The sequence below is a fragment of the Lysobacter enzymogenes genome, assembly GCF_023617245.1.
Classification (GTDB): Bacteria; Pseudomonadota; Gammaproteobacteria; order Xanthomonadales; family Xanthomonadaceae; genus Lysobacter; species Lysobacter yananisis.
The window spans coordinates 6,188,702-6,206,196 of sequence record NZ_CP067396.1; the positions used below are offsets into that span (position 1 = coordinate 6,188,702).

16 protein-coding genes and 1 pseudogene are annotated in these 17,495 nt (G+C 70.4%); 11 read left to right on the top strand and 6 right to left on the bottom strand.

What is annotated here, in order from left to right; all coding sequences use genetic code 11:
- Positions 1 to 197: 197 nt before the first annotated feature.
- From JHW41_RS25850 to JHW41_RS27775, 5 genes are all read left to right on the top strand, one after another.
- Complete coding sequence (locus JHW41_RS25850) at positions 198 to 944, top strand: ferredoxin--NADP reductase (RefSeq protein ID WP_123646054.1); 747 nt, start codon at positions 198 to 200, stop codon at positions 942 to 944.
- 255 nt (positions 945 to 1,199) lie between these two features.
- Positions 1,200 to 2,744, top strand: a complete 1,545-nt coding sequence (locus JHW41_RS25855; protein WP_250448490.1) for an alpha/beta hydrolase — start codon at positions 1,200 to 1,202, stop codon at positions 2,742 to 2,744.
- Between the two features lie 106 nt (positions 2,745 to 2,850).
- Entirely contained in the window at positions 2,851 to 3,597 is a 747-nt protein-coding gene (locus JHW41_RS25860) for an ATP-binding cassette domain-containing protein (protein ID WP_250448492.1), read from the top strand.
- Positions 3,594 to 4,781, top strand: coding sequence for an ABC transporter permease (locus tag JHW41_RS25865; RefSeq protein ID WP_057949743.1), 1,188 nt, complete (start codon positions 3,594 to 3,596; stop codon positions 4,779 to 4,781). Before JHW41_RS25860 ends, JHW41_RS25865 begins: the two co-directional genes overlap by 4 nt.
- Positions 4,782 to 4,847: 66 nt before the next feature.
- A complete protein-coding gene (locus JHW41_RS27775) occupies positions 4,848 to 4,898 on the top strand; it encodes a DUF6053 domain-containing protein (protein WP_428995603.1) in 51 nt (16 codons plus the stop codon).
- On the opposite strand, the pseudogene JHW41_RS27780 reads toward JHW41_RS27775, so the two are convergent.
- Positions 4,883 to 4,930 (bottom strand): annotated as a pseudogene (locus JHW41_RS27780) (DUF6053 domain-containing protein); the annotation flags it as partial. The gene JHW41_RS27775 and the pseudogene JHW41_RS27780 overlap by 16 nt on opposite strands.
- Before the next feature lie 78 nt (positions 4,931 to 5,008).
- The gene (locus tag JHW41_RS25870; RefSeq protein ID WP_250448493.1) at positions 5,009 to 6,046 is read right to left on the bottom strand and encodes an energy transducer TonB; all 1,038 of its coding nucleotides are present in this window, start codon (positions 6,044 to 6,046) and stop codon (positions 5,009 to 5,011) included.
- Positions 6,047 to 6,550: 504 nt separating this feature from the next.
- On the opposite strand from JHW41_RS25870, the gene JHW41_RS25875 reads away from it, so the two are divergent.
- From JHW41_RS25875 to JHW41_RS25895, 5 genes are all read left to right on the top strand, one after another.
- Complete coding sequence (locus tag JHW41_RS25875) at positions 6,551 to 7,618, top strand: SPFH and helix-turn-helix domain-containing protein (RefSeq protein ID WP_250448495.1); 1,068 nt, start codon at positions 6,551 to 6,553, stop codon at positions 7,616 to 7,618.
- Positions 7,618 to 8,964: a zinc ribbon domain-containing protein gene (locus JHW41_RS25880; RefSeq protein WP_250448497.1), complete on the top strand. Its 1,347-nt coding sequence runs from the start codon at positions 7,618 to 7,620 to the stop codon at positions 8,962 to 8,964. Before JHW41_RS25875 ends, JHW41_RS25880 begins: the two co-directional genes overlap by 1 nt.
- 346 nt (positions 8,965 to 9,310) lie before the next feature.
- Complete coding sequence (locus JHW41_RS25885; RefSeq protein ID WP_250448499.1) at positions 9,311 to 10,513, top strand: MFS transporter; 1,203 nt, start codon at positions 9,311 to 9,313, stop codon at positions 10,511 to 10,513.
- 34 nt (positions 10,514 to 10,547) lie between these two features.
- Entirely contained in the window at positions 10,548 to 11,351 is an 804-nt protein-coding gene (gene dkgB, locus JHW41_RS25890) for a 2,5-didehydrogluconate reductase DkgB (protein WP_250448501.1), read from the top strand.
- 221 nt (positions 11,352 to 11,572) lie between these two features.
- Positions 11,573 to 12,673: an alkene reductase gene (locus tag JHW41_RS25895; RefSeq protein ID WP_250448503.1), complete on the top strand. Its 1,101-nt coding sequence runs from the start codon at positions 11,573 to 11,575 to the stop codon at positions 12,671 to 12,673.
- 489 nt (positions 12,674 to 13,162) lie between these two features.
- Here JHW41_RS25895 and mnmE read toward each other — a convergent pair whose 3' ends face one another.
- Positions 13,163 to 14,533 (bottom strand): tRNA uridine-5-carboxymethylaminomethyl(34) synthesis GTPase MnmE, encoded by a 1,371-nt coding sequence (gene mnmE / locus JHW41_RS25900; RefSeq protein ID WP_250448505.1) that lies wholly within the window; start codon positions 14,531 to 14,533, stop codon positions 13,163 to 13,165.
- Positions 14,534 to 14,592: 59 nt separating this feature from the next.
- On the opposite strand from mnmE, the gene JHW41_RS27785 reads away from it, so the two are divergent.
- Positions 14,593 to 14,847 (top strand): DUF6053 domain-containing protein, encoded by a 255-nt coding sequence (locus tag JHW41_RS27785; RefSeq protein WP_428995435.1) that lies wholly within the window; start codon positions 14,593 to 14,595, stop codon positions 14,845 to 14,847.
- Here JHW41_RS27785 and yidC read toward each other — a convergent pair.
- From yidC to rpmH, 3 genes are all read right to left on the bottom strand, one after another.
- Positions 14,780 to 16,510, bottom strand: a complete 1,731-nt coding sequence (yidC, locus tag JHW41_RS25905; RefSeq protein ID WP_250448507.1) for a membrane protein insertase YidC — start codon at positions 16,508 to 16,510, stop codon at positions 14,780 to 14,782. The two genes, JHW41_RS27785 and yidC, sit on opposite strands and share 68 nt — an antisense overlap.
- 15 nt (positions 16,511 to 16,525) lie before the next feature.
- On the bottom strand, positions 16,526 to 16,960 hold the full coding sequence (gene rnpA / locus JHW41_RS25910; protein ID WP_057949734.1) for a ribonuclease P protein component: 435 nt from the start codon (positions 16,958 to 16,960) through the stop codon (positions 16,526 to 16,528).
- 77 nt (positions 16,961 to 17,037) lie between these two features.
- Positions 17,038 to 17,178, bottom strand: coding sequence for a 50S ribosomal protein L34 (gene rpmH / locus JHW41_RS25915; RefSeq protein ID WP_027083663.1), 141 nt, complete (start codon positions 17,176 to 17,178; stop codon positions 17,038 to 17,040).
- Positions 17,179 to 17,495 lie beyond the last annotated feature (317 nt).

The window sequence follows — 17,495 nt, forward strand, 5'->3', positions numbered from 1 at the left end:
CGAATGGCTTAGTATAGGCGGCCGCGTGGCCGCACTGCGGCCACAGACTGTTGCGAATCCCGGGTTTGCGCGGCGTCCAGGCGCCGGTCCGGCCGGCATTTTGCGCAGACGGTCGCTTGGCGCGCGCGATGCCGCGGCCGGGCCCCTTTCCGCGCCCGTCCGGCTCCGGCCGGGGGCCCATCGAGAAACCCGTCGCAATGAAGCAATTCCCGCTCAAGCTCGTCTCGCGCCGCATGCTCGCGCCGACCGTCGGCCACTATGTGTTCCAGCGCGACGACGGCGAGCCGCTGGACTACATCCCCGGTCAGTTCATCCAGATCCATTTCCAGTACGCCGACGGCACCACGACCAAGCGCAGCTATTCGCTGGCGACCATCCACGACCACGCGCTGGGTCCCGGCGAGGCGGTGGAGATCGCGGTCAGCTACGTCCCCGGCGGCGCCGCGACCGCGCTGTTCGAAGGCCTGGCCGACGGCGACACGGTCCAGGCCAGCGGCCCGTTCGGCCGCTTCTGCCTGATGCCGGCCGACGCCAACCGCCGCTACCTGCTGATCGCCACCGGCACCGGCGTGACCCCGTACCGGGCGATGCTGCCGCAGCTGGAACAGCAGATCCGCGAGCGCGGCATCGAGGCGGTGCTGCTGTTCGGCGCGCGCACTCCGGCCGAGCTGCTGTACGGCGACGAGTTCCGCGCGTTCGCCGAGCGGGTGCCGGGATTCCGCTTCGTGCCGTGCTTCTCGCGCGAGCTGCCGGCGCAGCCGCACCCGGACGTGCGCCACGGCTACGTCCAGCAGTTCATCGACGAATTCGCGCCGGACGGCGCCGGCGACATCGCCTACCTGTGCGGCAACCCGAACATGGTCGACGCCTGTTTCGAGGCGCTCAAGGGCTATGGGCTGCCGGTGCCGCAGATCCGGCGGGAGAAGTACGTCTCGTCCAAGTGATCGCTGCGGCCGGGGCGTCCCGGCCGAGAGGAACGCATCGGGCCTGAAGGCCCTCCCGCAACAGCCCGGGCCAGGCAGGTCCGAAGCGCTTGTGGGAGGGCCTTCAGGCCCGATGCGTTCGGCTCCGCCCGCCGCGCCTGCCCACGGCGAAAACCATCGCCGAAAAAAAACCACCCCGAGCGGTCACATTCTTCCCTCAACCGTGGTCTGTCATTCTTGCAGGCGCACACCGCCCTGGCGACGAGACCACGGAACATGCCCATCGTTTGCAAGCACCCCCGGCCGCTGCGCGCGGCCTTCGCGTTGATCGCCGCGCTCGCGGCCGCCGGCGTCCTGGCCGGTTGCGACCGCGCCGCCGGCGGCGAGGCCGGCGACGGCAGCGCGCCCAAGCGCCGCTACGGCGCGATCGCGTTCGAACCCTGCACCCTGGCCTCGCCGTTCGCCAGCGGCACCATCGCCGCCCAGTGCGCGCGCTTCAAGGTGCCGGAGAACCACGCCGAGCCCAAGGGCAAGACGATCGAACTCAACCTGGCCTGGCTGCCGCCGACCGACAACGCGGCGGTCGACGACGACCCGGTGTTCTTCCTCGCCGGCGGCCCCGGCCAGGCCGCGGTGGCGAGCTGGCCCGCGGTCGACGCGGCCTTCCGCGACGTGCGCAAGCGCCGCAGCATCGTGCTGATCGACCAGCGCGGCACCGGCAAGTCCTCGCCGCTGACCTGCGCCGACGCGGTGCCCGACGACGCCGGCGAGCGCGACGAGGCCGCGGTCATGGCCGACTCGCTCGCCGCGGTGCGCCGCTGCGCGCAGAACCTCAAGGTCGACGCCCGCCGCTTCACCACCACCGACGCCGTCGCCGACCTCGACGCGGTGCGCGCGGCGATCGGCGCGGCCAAGATCGATCTGGTCGGCGTCTCCTACGGCACCCGCGTCGCCCAGCAGTACGCCGGGCGCTATCCCCAGCACACCCGCGCGGTGGTCCTCGACGGCGTAGTCCCCAACGAGCTGGTGCTCGGCACCGAGCACGCGCGCAACCTCGACGCCGCGCTGGCCCAGCAGTTCAAGCTGTGCCAGCAGACGCCGGCCTGCCGCAGCCGCTTCGGCGCCGCGCCGCGCGAGCAGCTGCGCCAGCTGATGGCGCGGCTGCAGGCCGATCCGGTCGAGGTCGACTACCGCGATCCGTCCACCGGCGAGCCCGGCCGCGAACGCGTCACCGCCGGCCACGTGGCGATGCTCACGCGCATGTTCTCCTACCAGCCCGAGGCCGCCTCGCTGCTGCCGCTGGTGCTGTCGGAGGCCGACCAGGGCCGCTACGCGCCGCTGCTGGCGTTGTCGAAGATGATCGGCGGCCAGCTCAGCGAGGAGATCAACTACGGCATGCAGCTGTCGGTGACCTGCGCCGAGGACGCCGACCTGTTCGTCGCCGACCCGGCCGACAAGGACACCGTGCTCGGCGCGGCGATGACCGACGCGCTGACCGCCCAGTGCAAGGTCTGGCCGACCGGCGCGCGGCCGAAGCACTTCCACGAACCGCTGCGCTCGGACGTGCCGGTGCTGCTGCTGTCGGGCGAACTCGACCCGGTGACGCCGCCGCGCTACGGCGACCAGGTGCTCAAGCACTTGCCCAACGGCCGCCACCTGATCCTGCGCGGCCAGGGCCACAGCACCTTGCGCATCGGCTGCGCGCCCAAGCTGCTCGGCCAGTTCCTGGAAAGCGCCGACGCCAAGAAGCTCGACGCGCGCTGCCTGGACGCGCTGGGCTATGTGCCGCCGTTCGTTTCGTTCAACGGGTGGGAACCGTAACCGCCGGCGGCCGGACGCGGGATCGGATCGACCGTCCCCCCTCCCGGTTCCGCGGCGCGACCGCGCGCCGACCGCGCGTCCCCATTCTCGATTCCCGGACACAGACATGATCATCGCCCACGACCTGCATAAATCCTTCAAGACCAAGACCGGCACCGTCGCCGCGGTGCAAGGCGTCGACTTCGAAGCGCGCGACGGCCAGATCACCGGCTTGCTCGGGCCCAACGGCGCCGGCAAGACCACCACCTTGCGCATGCTCTACACGCTGATGCGGCCCGACCGCGGCGAGGTGCGCGTGGACGGCGTCGACGCGGCCCAGGACCCGGCCGCGGTGCGCCGCGCGCTCGGCGTGCTGCCCGACGCGCGCGGGGTGTACAAGCGCCTGACCGCGCGCGAGAACATCGCCTACTTCGGCGAACTGCACGGCCTGGGCCGCGCCCAGATCGAACAGCGCACGCTGGCGTTGGCCAGGGCGCTGGACATGGGCGACATCCTCGACCGCCAGACCGAGGGCTTCTCGCAAGGCCAGCGCACCAAGACCGCGATCGCCCGCGCGCTGGTGCACGACCCGCGCAACGTGATCCTGGACGAACCCACCAACGGCCTGGACGTGATGACCACCCGCGCGATGCGCGGATTCCTGCGCGGACTGCGCGAAGAAGGACGCTGCGTGATCTTCTCCAGCCACATCATGCAAGAGGTCGCCGCGCTGTGCGACCGCATCGTGATCATCGCCAAGGGCCAGGTCGTCGCCGCCGGCACCGCCGACGAACTGCGCGCCCAGACCGGCGAGGACAATCTGGAAGACGCCTTCGTCAAGGCGATCGGCAGCGACGAGGGCCTGCACGCATGAACACCCACGCCTTCGCCGCTTTCTGGTCGGTCGTGCGCAAGGAACTGCGCGACATCTCGCGCGACCGCCGCACCCTCGCCATCACCCTGCTGATGGGTCCGCTGCTGTATCCGCTGCTGATGCTCGGCATGGGCTCGCTGGCCGAGAACCGCGCGCGGACCCAGCTCGACAGCGCGCTCAAGGTACCGGTGCGCGGCGCCGAGCACGCGCCGAACCTGGTCAAGTTCCTGGCCACCCAGAACATCGTCGCGGTGCCCGCGCCCAAGGACCTGGACGCGGCGGTGCGCAACCAGGACCACGACGTCGGCCTGATCGTCGCGGCCGATTTCGCCAAGGACTGGAAGGCCGGGCAGCCGGCGCTGGTGGAGATCGTCCAGGACAGCACCCGCCGCGACGCCGACATCCCGGCGCGGCGCCTGCACGCGGCACTGGAGGGCTACAGCCGCCAGGTCGGCGCGCTGCGGCTGCTGGCGCGCGGGATCTCGGCCAACGTGGTCCAGCCGGTCAACGTCGCCGACCGCGACGTCGCCACCGCCGAGGCCAAGCGCGGCCTGGTGCTGTCGGCGCTGCTGCCGTACCTGCTGATCATGACCTCCTTCGCCGGCGGCGCGTTCCTGATCATCGACGCCACCGCCGGCGAGCGCGAGCGGCAATCGCTGGAACCGTTGCTGGCCACGCCGGCGCCGCGCTCGGCGATCGTCAGCGGCAAGATCGCCGCGGCCTGCGTGCTGGGATTGTTCTCGCTGCTGCTGACCCTGCTGGCGTTCAAGCTCAGCGCGCAGATGAGCAGCGGGATCGGGCGCATGCTCGACGTCAGCCTGTACTCGATCGGCAAGATGCTGCTGATCCTGCTGCCGATGTCGTTCATCGGCACCGCGCTGCTGACGTATCTGTCGGCCGCGGCCAAGAGCCTGAAGGAAGCGCAGAGCCACGTGACCTGGCTGATGCTGCTGCCGCTGCTGCCGACCTTCGTGCTGATGGTCAATCCGCTCAAGACCCAGCTGTGGCAGTTCGCGGTCCCGTTCCTGGCGCAGAACCAGCTGCTGCTCAAGGTGATCCGCGGCGAAGCCATCAGCGGCCAGACCTGGGCGATGTACCTGGCCTGCGGCTTCGGCCTGGCGGCGCTGCTGTGGATCGCGGCGGTGCGGCGCTATCACAACGAGCGGCTGGCGATTTCGGGCTGATCCGGCGCGCGCCTGCCGTGCAGGTCTGCCGTGCAGGCCTGCTCAGGCCCGCTCTGCAGGCTTCCTGTGGGAGGGCCTTCAGGCCCGACGCTCTTCGATCCGATCGCCGCGACCTGAAACAAAAGCGTCGGGCCTGAAGGCCCTCCCACAAAACTGCAGGCCTTCCCGCAAGAAAGAAAAAGCCCGGCGCGAGCCGGGCTTTTTCGTTTCGGTCGCGTCCGCCGCGATCAACCGCCCGGATTGAACCCGATCGTGCGGCGCGTGGTGACCGGCGCGGCGACCGGCTGGAAGCGCCACTTGCGCACCGCGTTGACCGCTTCGCGGTCGAACACCCGCGGCGGGTTGGCGCGGACCACGCGCGCGGCGGTGACCGAGCCGTCGGTGCCGACGGTGAACTCGACCTGGACCTCGCCGGAAGTGCCCGCGCGCAACGCGTCGGGCGGGTAGCGCGGGGCCGGGGTCGAAACCGCGCGCAGTTCGCTCGGCGCGGCGGCCGGTGCGCTCGGCGCGGCCGGCGCCGGGGCCGGACGTTCCGGCGCGGCGGCCGGCGCGGCGGCGCGCTCGGCCGCACGCTGTTCGGCGGCGCGTTGTTCGGCCGCGCGCTGGGTCGCGGCCTGGCGTTCGGCCGCCTGCTGCGTGGCCAGCTGCTGCGCGGCCTGTTGCTGCTGTTGCTGCTGCTGGGCCAGGCGCTGCTTCTCCAGCTCGGCCTGCTTGCGCGCCTGCTCCTCGGCGGTGAGCTTTTCCTGTTCGGCGCGCTTGGTCACCGCCTGCTGGGCGGCGCCGATGGAGGCCTTGAGCCGGGCCAGGGCCGGGTGCTGCGGGTCGGCGCGTTCGATCAGCGCCGACAGGCGCTGGGCTTCGCTGAAATCCTCGCGGCCGATGCTTTGCTCGGTGGCGATCACCGTCATCGGCAGCAGGTCGGTCAGCGCGCTGGAGGCCACCGCATCGGCCGGCGCCTTCTCGCGCAGGGCCAGGTAGTACTCCACCGCATTGTCTTCGACCGGTGCGTACAGGCGGTTCTCCGCGTACGCCTTGCGCGCGGCTTCGCGCAGTTGCTCCACCGACAGGGCCGAGACCTTGGCCGAGACGGCGTTGTTCGCGCTCGCCGCCGGTGCGGCGGCGTTCGGCGCGGCCTGCTCCGGCGCGGCCGGGGCGGCGTCTTCCTTCTTACCGCAGGCCGCCAGCGCGCATCCGAGCGCGAACACGGCGGACACCTGCTTCACAGCGGACAGCCGGCTGTAGTGCCGGTCGTTATTGGCGATCATCGATAAAAGCTCCCCTGAAGTACGCGAGTCCCCGTCCGATACGGGGCCGGGCGCACGCCGGATAGAACGCGCCAGCGAGCCGCGTTTGTCAAGCATTCAGGTTGCCGCGGCCCCCGCGATGGGCGTCAGGGGCCGAGTGTGCCATCCATCGCGGGGCGCACCGATACCGGGTGTGTCGGTTCGCGGCGGCGCACGCGACCGGCGCCACAGTTCTCGCGCTTGCCGGCACCGTCGCGGCGGTGCCCCGTGCGGTTACGGATGGACGCAGCGCGGCAGGTCGGCGCGCGGGCGTGGAATCGATGTGCTCCGACGCTGCATCGAGCCCGGCCCGGCCGCGCAACCGGGCGCTCTCGGCGCGGCGCCGGCCGCCTGTGGGCCGGGCCGCCGGCCGCCGACGCCGTCGCGCCGCCCGCGGTTCCACGCCGGCCTGCGCGCCGGCATGCGGCGCGCGAACCGGCTGTCTTAGAATCGGCCGCACCACTGGCAGGAAGCGGGAGCGGCACCATGAGCATTCTGGGTTTCATCAAGGGCGAACTGCTGGAGATCATCGAGTGGACCGATGACTCGCGCGACACCCTCTCCTACCGCTATCCGGACGACGACAAGGAGATCAAGAACGGCGCCCAGCTGATCGTGCGCGAGTCGCAGCAGGTCCAGTTCGTCGCCGCCGGCCAGTACGCCGACCTGTTCGGTCCCGGCAAGCACACCCTCAAGACCGAGAACATCCCGGTCCTGTCGACCATCCTGGGCTGGAAGTACGGCTTCGATTCGCCGTTCAAGTGCGACGTCTACTTCCTCAACACCCGGTTGTTCACCGGCAACAAGTGGGGCACCGCCAACCCGGTGATGATGCGCGACGCCGACTTCGGCGTGGTCCGCCTGCGCGCGTTCGGCACCTACGACTTCCGCATCGTCGATCCGCCGAAGTTCCTCCGGGAAGTGGCCGGCACCGACCAGAATTTCCGCCTCGACGAATTCGCCGACACCATGCGTTCGCGCATCGTCAGCGTGTTCACCGAGGCCCTGGCCACCGCCAAGGTGCCGGCGCTGGACGTGGCCTCGCGCTACAGCGAACTCGGCGACGCGCTGCTGCCGGTGATCAACCCGGCGATGACCTCCAAGTACGGCATCGAGATCACCTCGTTCGTGCTGGAGAACGTGTCGGTGCCGCCGGAGGTGGAGAAGGCCATCGACGCGCGCTCGAGCATGAGCGCGGTCGGCAACCTCAACGACTACGTCAAGTTCCAGATGGGCAGCGCGATGGGCCAGGGCGGCGACGCCTCGGCCGCGGTGCCGGCGCAGATGGCGGTCGGCTTTGGCATCGCCCAGGAAATGATGCGCGGCATGCAGGGCGCGCCGGGCGCGGCGCCGGCGCAGGCCGCGGCGCCCGCCGACGCCGCCCCCGCCGCCGCCGGGCTCGAAGTGCTGACGCCCGAACAGGCCGCCGCCGCGCTCGGCGTGTCGGTCGAGGACGTGATGGCGGCGATCGCCGCCGGCGACCTCAAGGCGCGCAAGATCGGCAACGCCACCCGCATCGCCAAGAGCGCGCTCGAAGAATTCCTGCGCGGCTGATGGACAAGGCCACCGTCGGAAAACATCCCTGCCCGGAGTGCGGCGGGGATCTGCAATGGAATGCGGCCAAGCAGGCGCTGGCCTGTCCGTACTGCGGCACCGTGGTGCCGCTGGCGCCGGCGCCGCAGGGCGCCGGCGACGGCAGCGCGCAGATCGTCGAGCACGATCTGGAACAGGCGCTGGCGCGGCTGCCGCCCGAGTCGCCGGGCGCGAACGCGCCGGCCGCGACCGGGTCCGGCGCGCAGGACCCGGACCTCGCCGCGATCCACGCCACCATCGAGCGGCTGGCGCGCACGCCCGGCGGCGCGCCGGCCAACGCCAGCAGTTGGAGCGTCAAGGCCAGCGGCGCGGACGGCGGCGGCGTCGAACTCAAGGGCTCGCAAAACGGACACGCGCTCGACCTGCTGCGCAGCATGGCCGCGACCCCGCCCGAGCAGCGCGGCTACGGCGCGCAGCGGCGCGAGGTGCAGTGCCAGAGCTGCCACGCGATCTCGGTGTTCGTCGACGGCAAGGTCGCCGACCGCTGCGAGTTCTGCGGCTCGCCCTCGATCATCGACCACGAGTCGCTCGGCGATGCGATCACCCCGGAAAGCCTGCTGCCGTTCAAGGTCAGCGACGGCCAGGTGCGCGACGCGATCCGCAAGTGGTACGGCAGCCGCTGGTTCGCGCCGAACCGACTCAAGACCGCGGCGCTGACCGACACGCTCAAGGGCGTGTACCTGCCGTACTGGACCTTCGACGCCGACGTGTCCGCGCGCTGGAGCGCCGAGGCCGGTCATTACTACTACGTCACCGAGAGCTACACCGAGAACGGCCAGCGCAAGACCCGCGAGGTGCAGAAGATCCGCTGGGAACCGGCCTCGGGCGCGTTGCAGCTGTTCTTCAACGACGAACTGGTGCCGGGCACGGTCGGCGTGCACGCGGACCTGCTGCAGAAGATCGGCGACTTCCCCACCGCCAGCGACCTCAAGCCGTACTCGCCCGAGTTCGTGCGCGGCTGGACCGTGGAGCGTTACCAGGTGGACCTGCGCCAGGCCGCCCAGCGCGGCGAGGCGCAGATGCGCGCGCGCACCCGCGACGCCTGTTCGGCGGAAGTGCCGGGCGACACCCAGCGCAACCTGCAAGTCGACGCGACCCTGAGCCGGCGCACCTTCAAGCACGTGCTGGTGCCGGTGTGGCTGGTCAGCTACACCTACGGCTCGCGCAGCTATCAGGTGCTGGCCAACGGCTACACCGGCGCGCTGGCCGGCGAGCGGCCGTACAGCTGGATCAAGATCGCTTTTGCCGTGGCGGCCGCGGCGATCGCGCTGCTGGTCCTGCTGGCGGTGTTCGGCGCCAATCGCTGAGCGTTATCCACAGGCGGGGTTTATCCACAGCTTCGGGACCGCGCCGGTGTTCGCGGCGGTGGCATCGCGGGCTGTGGATGGGCCAGCTGTGGATGGGCCAGCTGTGGACAGACCCGCTGTGGATAAGCCTGTTGTGGATAAACCGAATTGCCTCTATCGCCTTGCGCAGCCTGGTTTTCCCGGAGGTTGTGCGGATCTTGTACCGCTCTTATCCACAGCCCGCGCTGCTGTGATATTTGATTTTCAGTCAAATGTAATTCGATAGAACCCGTATTTTTCCGCAAAGGCCGTCCGCCGACACTGCGCATCCCGAACCGCCGAATCCTTCGGCCCCTGGATGCCCGCCATGCCCCTCGCCCTGTTGGCCCTGACCCTCGGCGCCTTCGCCATCGGCACCACCGAGTTCGTCATCGTCGGCCTGATTCCGACCCTCGCCGCCGACCTGCGCGTCGATCTGCCCTCGGCCGGCCTGCTGGTCAGCCTGTACGCGCTGGCCGTCGCGCTCGGCGCGCCGCTGCTGACCGCGCTGACCGGGCGGGTGCCGCGCAAGGCGCTGCTGGTCGGGCTGATGGCCTTGTTCACCGTCGGCAACGTGGTCGCCTGGCTGGCGCCCGGCTACGCCACCCTGGTCGTCGCGCGCGTGCTGACCGGCCTGGCCCACGGCGTGTTCTTCTCGGTCGGCTCGATCATCGCCACCAGCCTGGTGCCGAAGGAGAAGGCCGCCAGCGCCATCGCCACCATGTTCAGCGGCATGACCGTGGCCTTCGTCACCGGCATCCCGCTGGGCACCTTCCTCGGCCAGCACTTCGGCTGGCGTTCGACCTTCCTCGCCGTCGCCGGCTTCGGCCTGATCGCGCTGGCCGGCAGCGCGCTGTTCGTGCCGCGGCGGATCGCCCACGCCGCGCCGGCGCCGCTGCGCCAGCAGGCCGCGCTGCTGCTGCAGCCGCGCCTGCTGCTGGTCTACGCGATGACCGCGGTCGGCTACGGCGGCTCGCTGATCGCCTTCACCTTCCTCGCCCCGATCCTGCAGGACATCGCCGGACTCGGCCCGAACCTGGTCGGCGCGGTGCTGTTGGCCTATGGCGTGTCGGTCGCGGTCGGCAACGTCTGGGGCGGCCGCCTCGCCGACCGCCACGGCCCGGTCAAGGCGCTCAAGACCATCTTCGCGCTGCTCGCCGCGGTGCTGTTGGCGCTGACCTTCACCGCGCACAGCCCGTGGCTGGTGGTGCTCACGGCGCTGGCCTGGGGCGCGGTCGCGTTCGGCAACGTGCCCGGCCTGCAGGTGTACGTGGTCAAGCAGGCGCAGCGCTACGCGCCGCAAGCGGTCGACACCGCCGCCGGTTTCAACATCGCCGCGTTCAACCTCGGCGTCGCCGGCGGCGCCTGGGCCGGTGGACAGGTCGTCGCCCACCTCGGCCTCGCCCACACCCCGTGGATCGCCGCGCTGGTGGTGTTCGCCGCGTTCGGCCTGACCGCGCTGAGCGGCCGCCTCGACCGCCGCGACGGCGTCGCCGACCGCGCCGACGGGCTCGCCGTCGCCGCGCACTGAATCTTTCCCCCGCTTTCTTTCCGGAGATATCCACATGAGCGTTCCCGCTTTCGGCCTCGGCACCTTCCGCCTCCAGGGCCAGACCGTCGTCGATTCCGTCCGCACCGGCCTGGAACTGGGCTACCGCGCCATCGACACCGCGCAGATCTACGGCAACGAAGCGCAGGTCGGCCAAGCGCTCGCCGACAGCGGCGTGGCGCGTGGCGAGGTGTACCTCACCACCAAGATCTGGATCGACAACCTCGCGCGCGAGCGGCTTATCCCCAGCCTGCGCGAGAGTCTGGCCAAGCTGCGCAGCGACTACGTCGACCTGACCCTGATCCACTGGCCCTCGCCGAACGACGCGGTGGCCGTGGACGAATTCATGGCCGCGCTGCTGCAGGCCAAGCGCGAAGGCCTGACCCGCGCGATCGGCGTGTCCAACTTCAACATCGACCTGATGCAGCGCGCGATCGCCGCGGTCGGCAGCGATGAGATCGCCACCAACCAGGTCGAGCTGCATCCGTACCTGCAGAACCGCAAGCTCGCGCAGTTCGCGCGCGAGGCGGGGATCGGGCTGACCTCGTACATGACCCTGGCCTACGGCAAGGTGTTGAACGATCCAGCGCTTGTGGATATCGCCGGCAAGCATCGCGCCACGCCGGCGCAGGTGGCGCTGGCCTGGGCGATGCAGTCGGGCTATGCGGTGATTCCGTCGTCGACCAAGCGCGAGAACCTCGCCGGCAACCTGCTGGCGATGTCGTTGCGCCTGGACGATGAGGACCTGCGCCGCATCGCGGCGCTGGATCGCGGCGAGCGGTTGACCGATCCGGCGGGGTTGGCGCCGGCGTGGGATTGAGGCAGTTGCGCGGTCGTTGAGTGTTCGCGGTCGCGACTCGCGTCGCTCCTGCGCGAGCCGCAGCCGCTACGCGATCTCCCCGTAGGAGCGACGCAAGTCGCGACCGCCATCGCGCACGTTCGCCCCGCAACCTCGCCCACGCAACACAGCATCGGCGCCGCGACGCCTACCCCGCGCGCACGCCGCGCCCCACATCGTCCCCAACTCCCGCGAGATTCCCCATGTTGTTCACCCCGCACCGCATCGGCGCCCTCGACGTTCCCAACCGCATCGTCATGCCGCCGATGACCCGCTCGCGCGCCGGCCGCGGCGAAGTCGCCACCGAACTGATGGCGCAGTACTACGCCCAGCGCGCCGGCGCCGGCCTGATCGTCAGCGAAGGCACCCAGATCAGCCGCCAGGGCCAGGGCTACGCCTGGACGCCCGGCATCCACACGCCCGAACAAGTCGCCGGCTGGCGCCGCGTCGCCGACACCGTGCACGCCGCGGGCGGCCGCATCTTCGCCCAGCTCTGGCATGTCGGCCGCGTCTCCCACGTCGCCCTGCAGGAAGGCGGCGCCGCGCCGGTGTCGTCGTCGGCGTTGATCGCGCAAGGCGTCAAGGTGTTCGTCGACCCCGAAGGCCGCGGCCCCGAAGCGGGCGTCGGCGAAATGGTCCAGCACTCCGCGCCGCGCGCGCTGCGCCTGGACGAGATTCCCGGCATCGTCGCCGACTACGCCCAAGCCGCGCGCAACGCCATCGCCGCCGGCTTCGACGGCATCGAACTGCACGGCGCCAACGGCTACCTGATCAACCAGTTCATCGACTCGCAAGCCAACGCGCGCGACGACGAATACGGCGGATCGCTGCCCAACCGCCTGCGCTTCCTGCGCGAAGTCGCCCAGGCGGTGAGCGACGCCATCGGCGCCGACCGCGTCGGCGTGCGCCTGGCCCCGCTGACCACGCTGCAAGGCGCGGTCGACGACACCCCGCAAGCGACCTACCTGGCCGCCGCCAAACTCCTCGACGACATCGGCATCGCCTACCTGCACATCGCCGAAGCCGACTGGGACGACGCCCCCGGCATGCCCGACGCGTTCCGCGAGGCCTTGCGCATGATCTATCGCGGCACGCTGATCTACTCGGGCAAATACACCAAGGCGCGCGCCGAGGACGCATTGGCGCGCGGCTGGGCCGACCTGATCGGCTTCGGCCGGCCGTTCATCGCCAATCCGGATTTGCCGTATCGGTTGCAGCACGACGTGCCGTCGAGCGAAGGCGATCGTTCGCGGTACTTCGGCGGTGGGGCCGAAGGCTACACGGACTACCCGCGCGCGGCGTAGTCACAACGCAGCGACTGTAGGAGCGACGCGAGTCGCGACCGCGACACCGCGCCTACGATGCCACTGCAACAACGCGGTCGCGGCTCGCGCCGCTCCTACAGGTAGGTCGCCAAGACCATCGCGAACGTGCAATTCGGATCGTAACGCTCGTTTATCCACAACTCTGCGCGACTTCAACGCAGCGACTGTAGGAGCGACGCAAGTCGCGACCGAGACACCGCGCCTACGATGCCACTGCAACAACGCGGTCGCGGCTCGCGCCGCTCCTACAGGTAGGTCGCCAAGACCATCGCGACCGTGCAATTCGGATCGTAACGCTCGTTTATCCACAACCCTGCGCGACTTCAACGCAGCGACTGTAGGAGCGACGCAAGTCGCGACCGCGACACCACGCCTACGATGCCACTGCAACGATAGCTTCACCGCTAGCAGCGCTCCTACGGCCAGGTCGCTCACAACGCCCGCTATCGAACAACGCGCGGGCCCACCTCACTTCCCGATACAGAAGCTCGAAAAAATATGCCCCAGCAAATCGTCCGCCCGCACCCGCCCGGTAATCTCGCCCAGCGCCTCGTGCGCCTGCCGTAAAGACTCCGCGGCAAGATCGAGCATCTCGTGGTCCAACTGCACGCGCGCCTCGTCCAATTCCGCACCGGCGCGTATCAGCGCGTCGACATGCCGCGCCCGCGCCGTGAACGCGCCTTCCATCGCTTCGCCCGCGTCGCCCTGCGCCAGCGCGCGCAAACGCGCGTGCAGCGCGTCGAGTCCCGCGCCGGTCTGCGCCGATACGAACACGCGGTCCTCGCCGCCGACGTCGGCCGGGCCCGGCGAGTCGTAGTCCGATTCGAGCAGGTCGATCTTGTTGTAGACGAACAAGCGCGCCGGCACCGGCGCGATCGCGTCGGCGACCGCGGCCAGGCCGCCGTGCGGGTCGCGCGCGTCGAGTACGACGATGGCGAGGTCGGCGCGGTCGAGTTCGCCGCGCGCGCGGCGCATGCCTTCGCGCTCGATCGCGTCGCCGCCGTCGCGCAGGCCGGCGGTGTCGACCAGGGTCAGTTCGACGCCGTCGAGCTTGATGGTTTCGTGCAGCAGGTCGCGGGTGGTGCCGGCGATGTCGGTGACGATCGCGCGTTCGCTGCCGGCCAGCGCGTTCAACAGCGAGCTCTTGCCGGCATTCGGCGGGCCGACGATCACCGCATGCAGGCCGTCGCGCAGGCGCCGGCCGCGTTCGGCCGCGGCGAGCAATTCGTCCAGCGCGGTGGCGGCCGCGTCCAAGCGCTGGCGCAGCGCGCCGCCGCCGAGCGTGTCGATGGGTTCGTCGGCGAAGTCGATCGCCGCTTCCACGTGCACGCGCACCGCCAGCAGATCGCCGGCGAGCGCTTCGACCCGGCGCGAGAATTCGCCGTCGAGCGCGCGACGCGCGGCGCGGGCGGCGCGCGCGTCGGCGGCGGCGATCAGGTCGGCGACGGCCTCGGCCTGGGCGAGATCGAGCCGGCCTTCGAGAAAAGCGCGTTCGCTGAACTCGCCCGGCCGCGCGCGGCGCGCGCCGAGCGCGCAGGCGCGCGCGAGCAGTTCTTCCAGCAAGGCGGGGCCGCCGTGCGCCTGCAATTCGGCCACGTCCTCGCCGGTGTAGCTGGCCGGCGCGGCGAAGTAGAGCGCGATGCCGTCGTCGAGGGTGTCGCCGGCGGCGTCGGTGAAGCGCACGTAGTGCGCGTGGCGCGGCTGCAGCGCGCGGCCGCTCATGGTTTCGGCGATCGCGCGCGCGTTCGCGCCGGACAGGCGCACGATGCCGACGCCGCCGGCGCCGGGCGCGGTGGCGATGGCGGCGATGGTGTCGCGGGCGAAGGCGGGGGCGGTCATGGGCGAATGATAGTGGCTGGCCCGGGTTGGGGATAACTCGGGTATCGGCGCGGGCTGTTGTGGGAGGGGCTTCAGCCCCGACGCCTTCGGCTCAGGTCGCGGCGATCTGGAACAAAGGCGTCGCGGCTGAAGTTCCTCCCACACGAGGCTGGCCGTCCTTGCGGCGCAGCCCGCGACTTATCCCCAAGAACGCAAAAGCCCGCCTTGCGGCGGGCTTCGCGGAACCGATCCGGCCAGGCCGAACGGTTACTTGTCCTTATCCTTGCCGCCAGCGCCGCCGGCCGCGTTCTCCTCGGCGTAGCGCTTGGTGGTGATCCACTGCTGCAGCAGGCCCAGGCCGCCGTTGGCGACTTGGTACAGCACCAGGCCGGCCGGCAGGAACGCCAGGATCACGCCGAACACCAGCGGCATGAACTGCATCATCTTCTGCTGGGTCGGGTCCATGCCGGTCATCGGGGTCAGCTTCTGCGTCGCCCACATGATCGCGATGTTGAACAGCGGCAGCACGAAGAACGGATCGCGCGAAGTCAGGTCGTGGATCCACAGCGTCCACGGCGCGTGGCGCAGCTCGACCGATTCGGCCAGCATCCAGTACAGCGTCATGAAGATGATGATGCTCGGCAACACCGGCAGACAGCCGCCGACCGGGTTGATCTTCTCCTTCTTGTACAGCTCCATCAGCGCCATCTGGAACTTCTGCTTGTCGTCGCCGTAGCGCTCCTTGAGCTGGGCGACGCGCGGCTGGAACTTGCGCATCTTCGCCTGCGACTTGTACTGCGCCGCCGACAGCGGATACAGCGCCAGCTTCAGCAGCACCACCAAGCCGATGATCGCCCAGCCCCAGTTGCCGAACAGGCCGTGCAGCTTGTCGAGCAGCCAGAACAGGCCGTTGGCGAGGGTGGCGAAGATCGAGTAGCTGCTGAAGTCGACCGCGCGGTCCAGGCCCTGCACGCCCTGCGCTTCGATCGCCTTGACCAGCTTCGGGCCGACCCACAGACGCGCTTCGGTGCTGACCTTCTGGCCGGGCGCCACGGTGAAGCCCGGGCCGACGTCGCGGATGACGTACTGCGGCGCGCCGCCGGCGTTGAGCTGGTCGAGTTGGAACTGGCCCTGGTCCTTGTCGCCCGGAATCCAGGCGGCGAAGAAGTGATGCTGCAGCATCGCGATCCAGCCGCCGGTGACCTGCTTGTTGAGGTTGCCGTCGGCGGCGAACTTGTCGTACTTGCGCTTCTCGTACTTGTCGGTCGGGCTGTACCACGCCGCGCCCTGGAAGCTGTACTGCTCGGGGCTGAAGGGCCCCTTGCGCGCCAGTTCGCGCGGCACGCGGCTGAGCTGGCGGTAGATGTAGCCCTGCCACGGCGCGGCGCTGGCGTTGGCGACCTCGTCGCGGACCTTGATGACGTAGTCGCCGCGGCGGAAGGTGTAGGTGCGGGTGATGGTGACGCCGTCGGCGCCGGTCCACACGAACGGCACCGCGATGTCCTTGGCGCCGTCGCCGAGCTTGAGCTCGCGCGAATCGCCGGCGTAGCGGAAGCCGGCATCGTGGGTCGGGGCGATCTTGGCCTGGTTGACCCAGCCGCTCTGGGCGACGAAGTACAGCGTCGAGTCGTGGGCCAGCAGCCGCATCGGCGGGCTGTTGGGCTCGGTGCCGACCGGGTAGCGCAGCAGGTCGGCCTCGCTGATCTCGCCGCCGTTGAGGATCACCTTGAACACGTCGGTGCTGACCACCACCGGCGCGTCGCTCGGCGCGGCCGCAGCGACGCCGGGCGAAGCGGCGGGCGCGGACGGAGCGGCGGTCGGCGCGGCGGGCACGCCCGGCGTGGCGCTCAGGCCGGCGACGCTGGGCACGCTGCTGGCCGGCGCGACCGCGCTCGGCGGCGCGACCGGCGGCGCCGACTTCTCCTTGCCCCACTCCATCCACAGCAAGGTCGCCACCATCAGCCAGGCGAGGATCAGGAAAGCACGGGTCTGGTTCATGGGCAGCAGGCGGGCTCAGCCGGGACCGGGGTCCGGCGTGGGGTGAGAAGGGGAAGCGGCCGGCATTGTGCCGGGGGCCGCAGTCTCGGGCAATGCGAGCGCGCTCCGGGCGCCGGCGCGCTTGAGCAGACTGTGGAACGCGGCGCGGAGTTCCTCGCCGGACAGCTTGGACGCGCCGGGACGCGCGACCAGCACATAGTCGCCCGGCGCCAGTTCGGCGCGCAGGTGGCGAAAGGCGTCGCGGAAAACACGCTTGATGCGGTTGCGGCCGACCGCGTTGGGATCGACCTTGCGCGAGACCGCCAGTCCCAGCCGCGCCGGGACGTCCGCATCGGCCTGGAAATGCAGCGCAAGCACGGGCAGCGCCACGCGCCGTCCATGCTTGAAGATGCGGTCGAAATCGGAACGCGCGCGTACCCGCGCGGTGCGCGGGAAGCGGGACGAATTCATTGCAGGCGGGCGGCCGCGCGGTGCGGGATCATCCGGGCCGGAGCCGGGAACGATCGCGACGCAGCGGCCGGCGACGCTTAGGCGGTCAGGCGCTTGCGGCCCTTGGCGCGACGACGGGCGAGGATCTTGCGGCCGTCGGCGGTCGCCATGCGGGCACGGAAACCGTGGTCGCGCTTGCGCTTGAGGTTGCTGGGCTGGTAGGTGCGCTTGGTGGCCATGACAGGCTCGCAAAGGTAACGACGAAAGTGGACCGCCGATTCTAGCGGCGCAACCAAGTCAGGGTCAAGCCTTTGTTCCGCTTGGCATTGCCGATCCGCGACGCGCGCCGCCAAAGCGGCAGGGGACAGCCTGTGCACGGGCTGTGCATGAACCTGTGGATTAGTCCTGTTCCGAACCCGGTCGCGGTGGTAGTCTGACCGCCCCCCCGGCTTCCTGCGTCGCGATGTCCGCATCGTGCGTTGGGCCGCTTTCGTCCGTCGCCGGCCGATCCGCCGCCGCGGCCGACCGCATCACGCATAAAGAAGACACGCTACAG

What these genes read in the sequence shown, in the direction of transcription:
- dkgB (WP_250448501.1), top strand. Translation starts at nt 10,548, where the DNA reads ATGAGCGTTCCCGCTTTCGGCCTCGGCACCTTCCGCCTCCAGGGCCAG.
- JHW41_RS25870 (WP_250448493.1), bottom strand. Translation starts at nt 6,046, where the DNA reads ATGATCGCCAATAACGACCGGCACTACAGCCGGCTGTCCGCTGTGAAG.
- JHW41_RS25855 (WP_250448490.1), top strand. Translation starts at nt 1,200, where the DNA reads ATGCCCATCGTTTGCAAGCACCCCCGGCCGCTGCGCGCGGCCTTCGCG.
- JHW41_RS25875 (WP_250448495.1), top strand. Translation starts at nt 6,551, where the DNA reads ATGAGCATTCTGGGTTTCATCAAGGGCGAACTGCTGGAGATCATCGAG.
- JHW41_RS25860 (WP_250448492.1), top strand. Translation starts at nt 2,851, where the DNA reads ATGATCATCGCCCACGACCTGCATAAATCCTTCAAGACCAAGACCGGC.
- JHW41_RS25895 (WP_250448503.1), top strand. Translation starts at nt 11,573, where the DNA reads ATGTTGTTCACCCCGCACCGCATCGGCGCCCTCGACGTTCCCAACCGC.
- JHW41_RS25885 (WP_250448499.1), top strand. Translation starts at nt 9,311, where the DNA reads ATGCCCCTCGCCCTGTTGGCCCTGACCCTCGGCGCCTTCGCCATCGGC.
- mnmE (WP_250448505.1), bottom strand. Translation starts at nt 14,533, where the DNA reads ATGACCGCCCCCGCCTTCGCCCGCGACACCATCGCCGCCATCGCCACC.
- JHW41_RS25865 (WP_057949743.1), top strand. Translation starts at nt 3,594, where the DNA reads ATGAACACCCACGCCTTCGCCGCTTTCTGGTCGGTCGTGCGCAAGGAA.
- yidC (WP_250448507.1), bottom strand. Translation starts at nt 16,510, where the DNA reads ATGAACCAGACCCGTGCTTTCCTGATCCTCGCCTGGCTGATGGTGGCG.
- JHW41_RS25880 (WP_250448497.1), top strand. Translation starts at nt 7,618, where the DNA reads ATGGACAAGGCCACCGTCGGAAAACATCCCTGCCCGGAGTGCGGCGGG.
- JHW41_RS25850 (WP_123646054.1), top strand. Translation starts at nt 198, where the DNA reads ATGAAGCAATTCCCGCTCAAGCTCGTCTCGCGCCGCATGCTCGCGCCG.
- rnpA (WP_057949734.1), bottom strand. Translation starts at nt 16,960, where the DNA reads ATGAATTCGTCCCGCTTCCCGCGCACCGCGCGGGTACGCGCGCGTTCC.
- rpmH (WP_027083663.1), bottom strand. Translation starts at nt 17,178, where the DNA reads ATGGCCACCAAGCGCACCTACCAGCCCAGCAACCTCAAGCGCAAGCGC.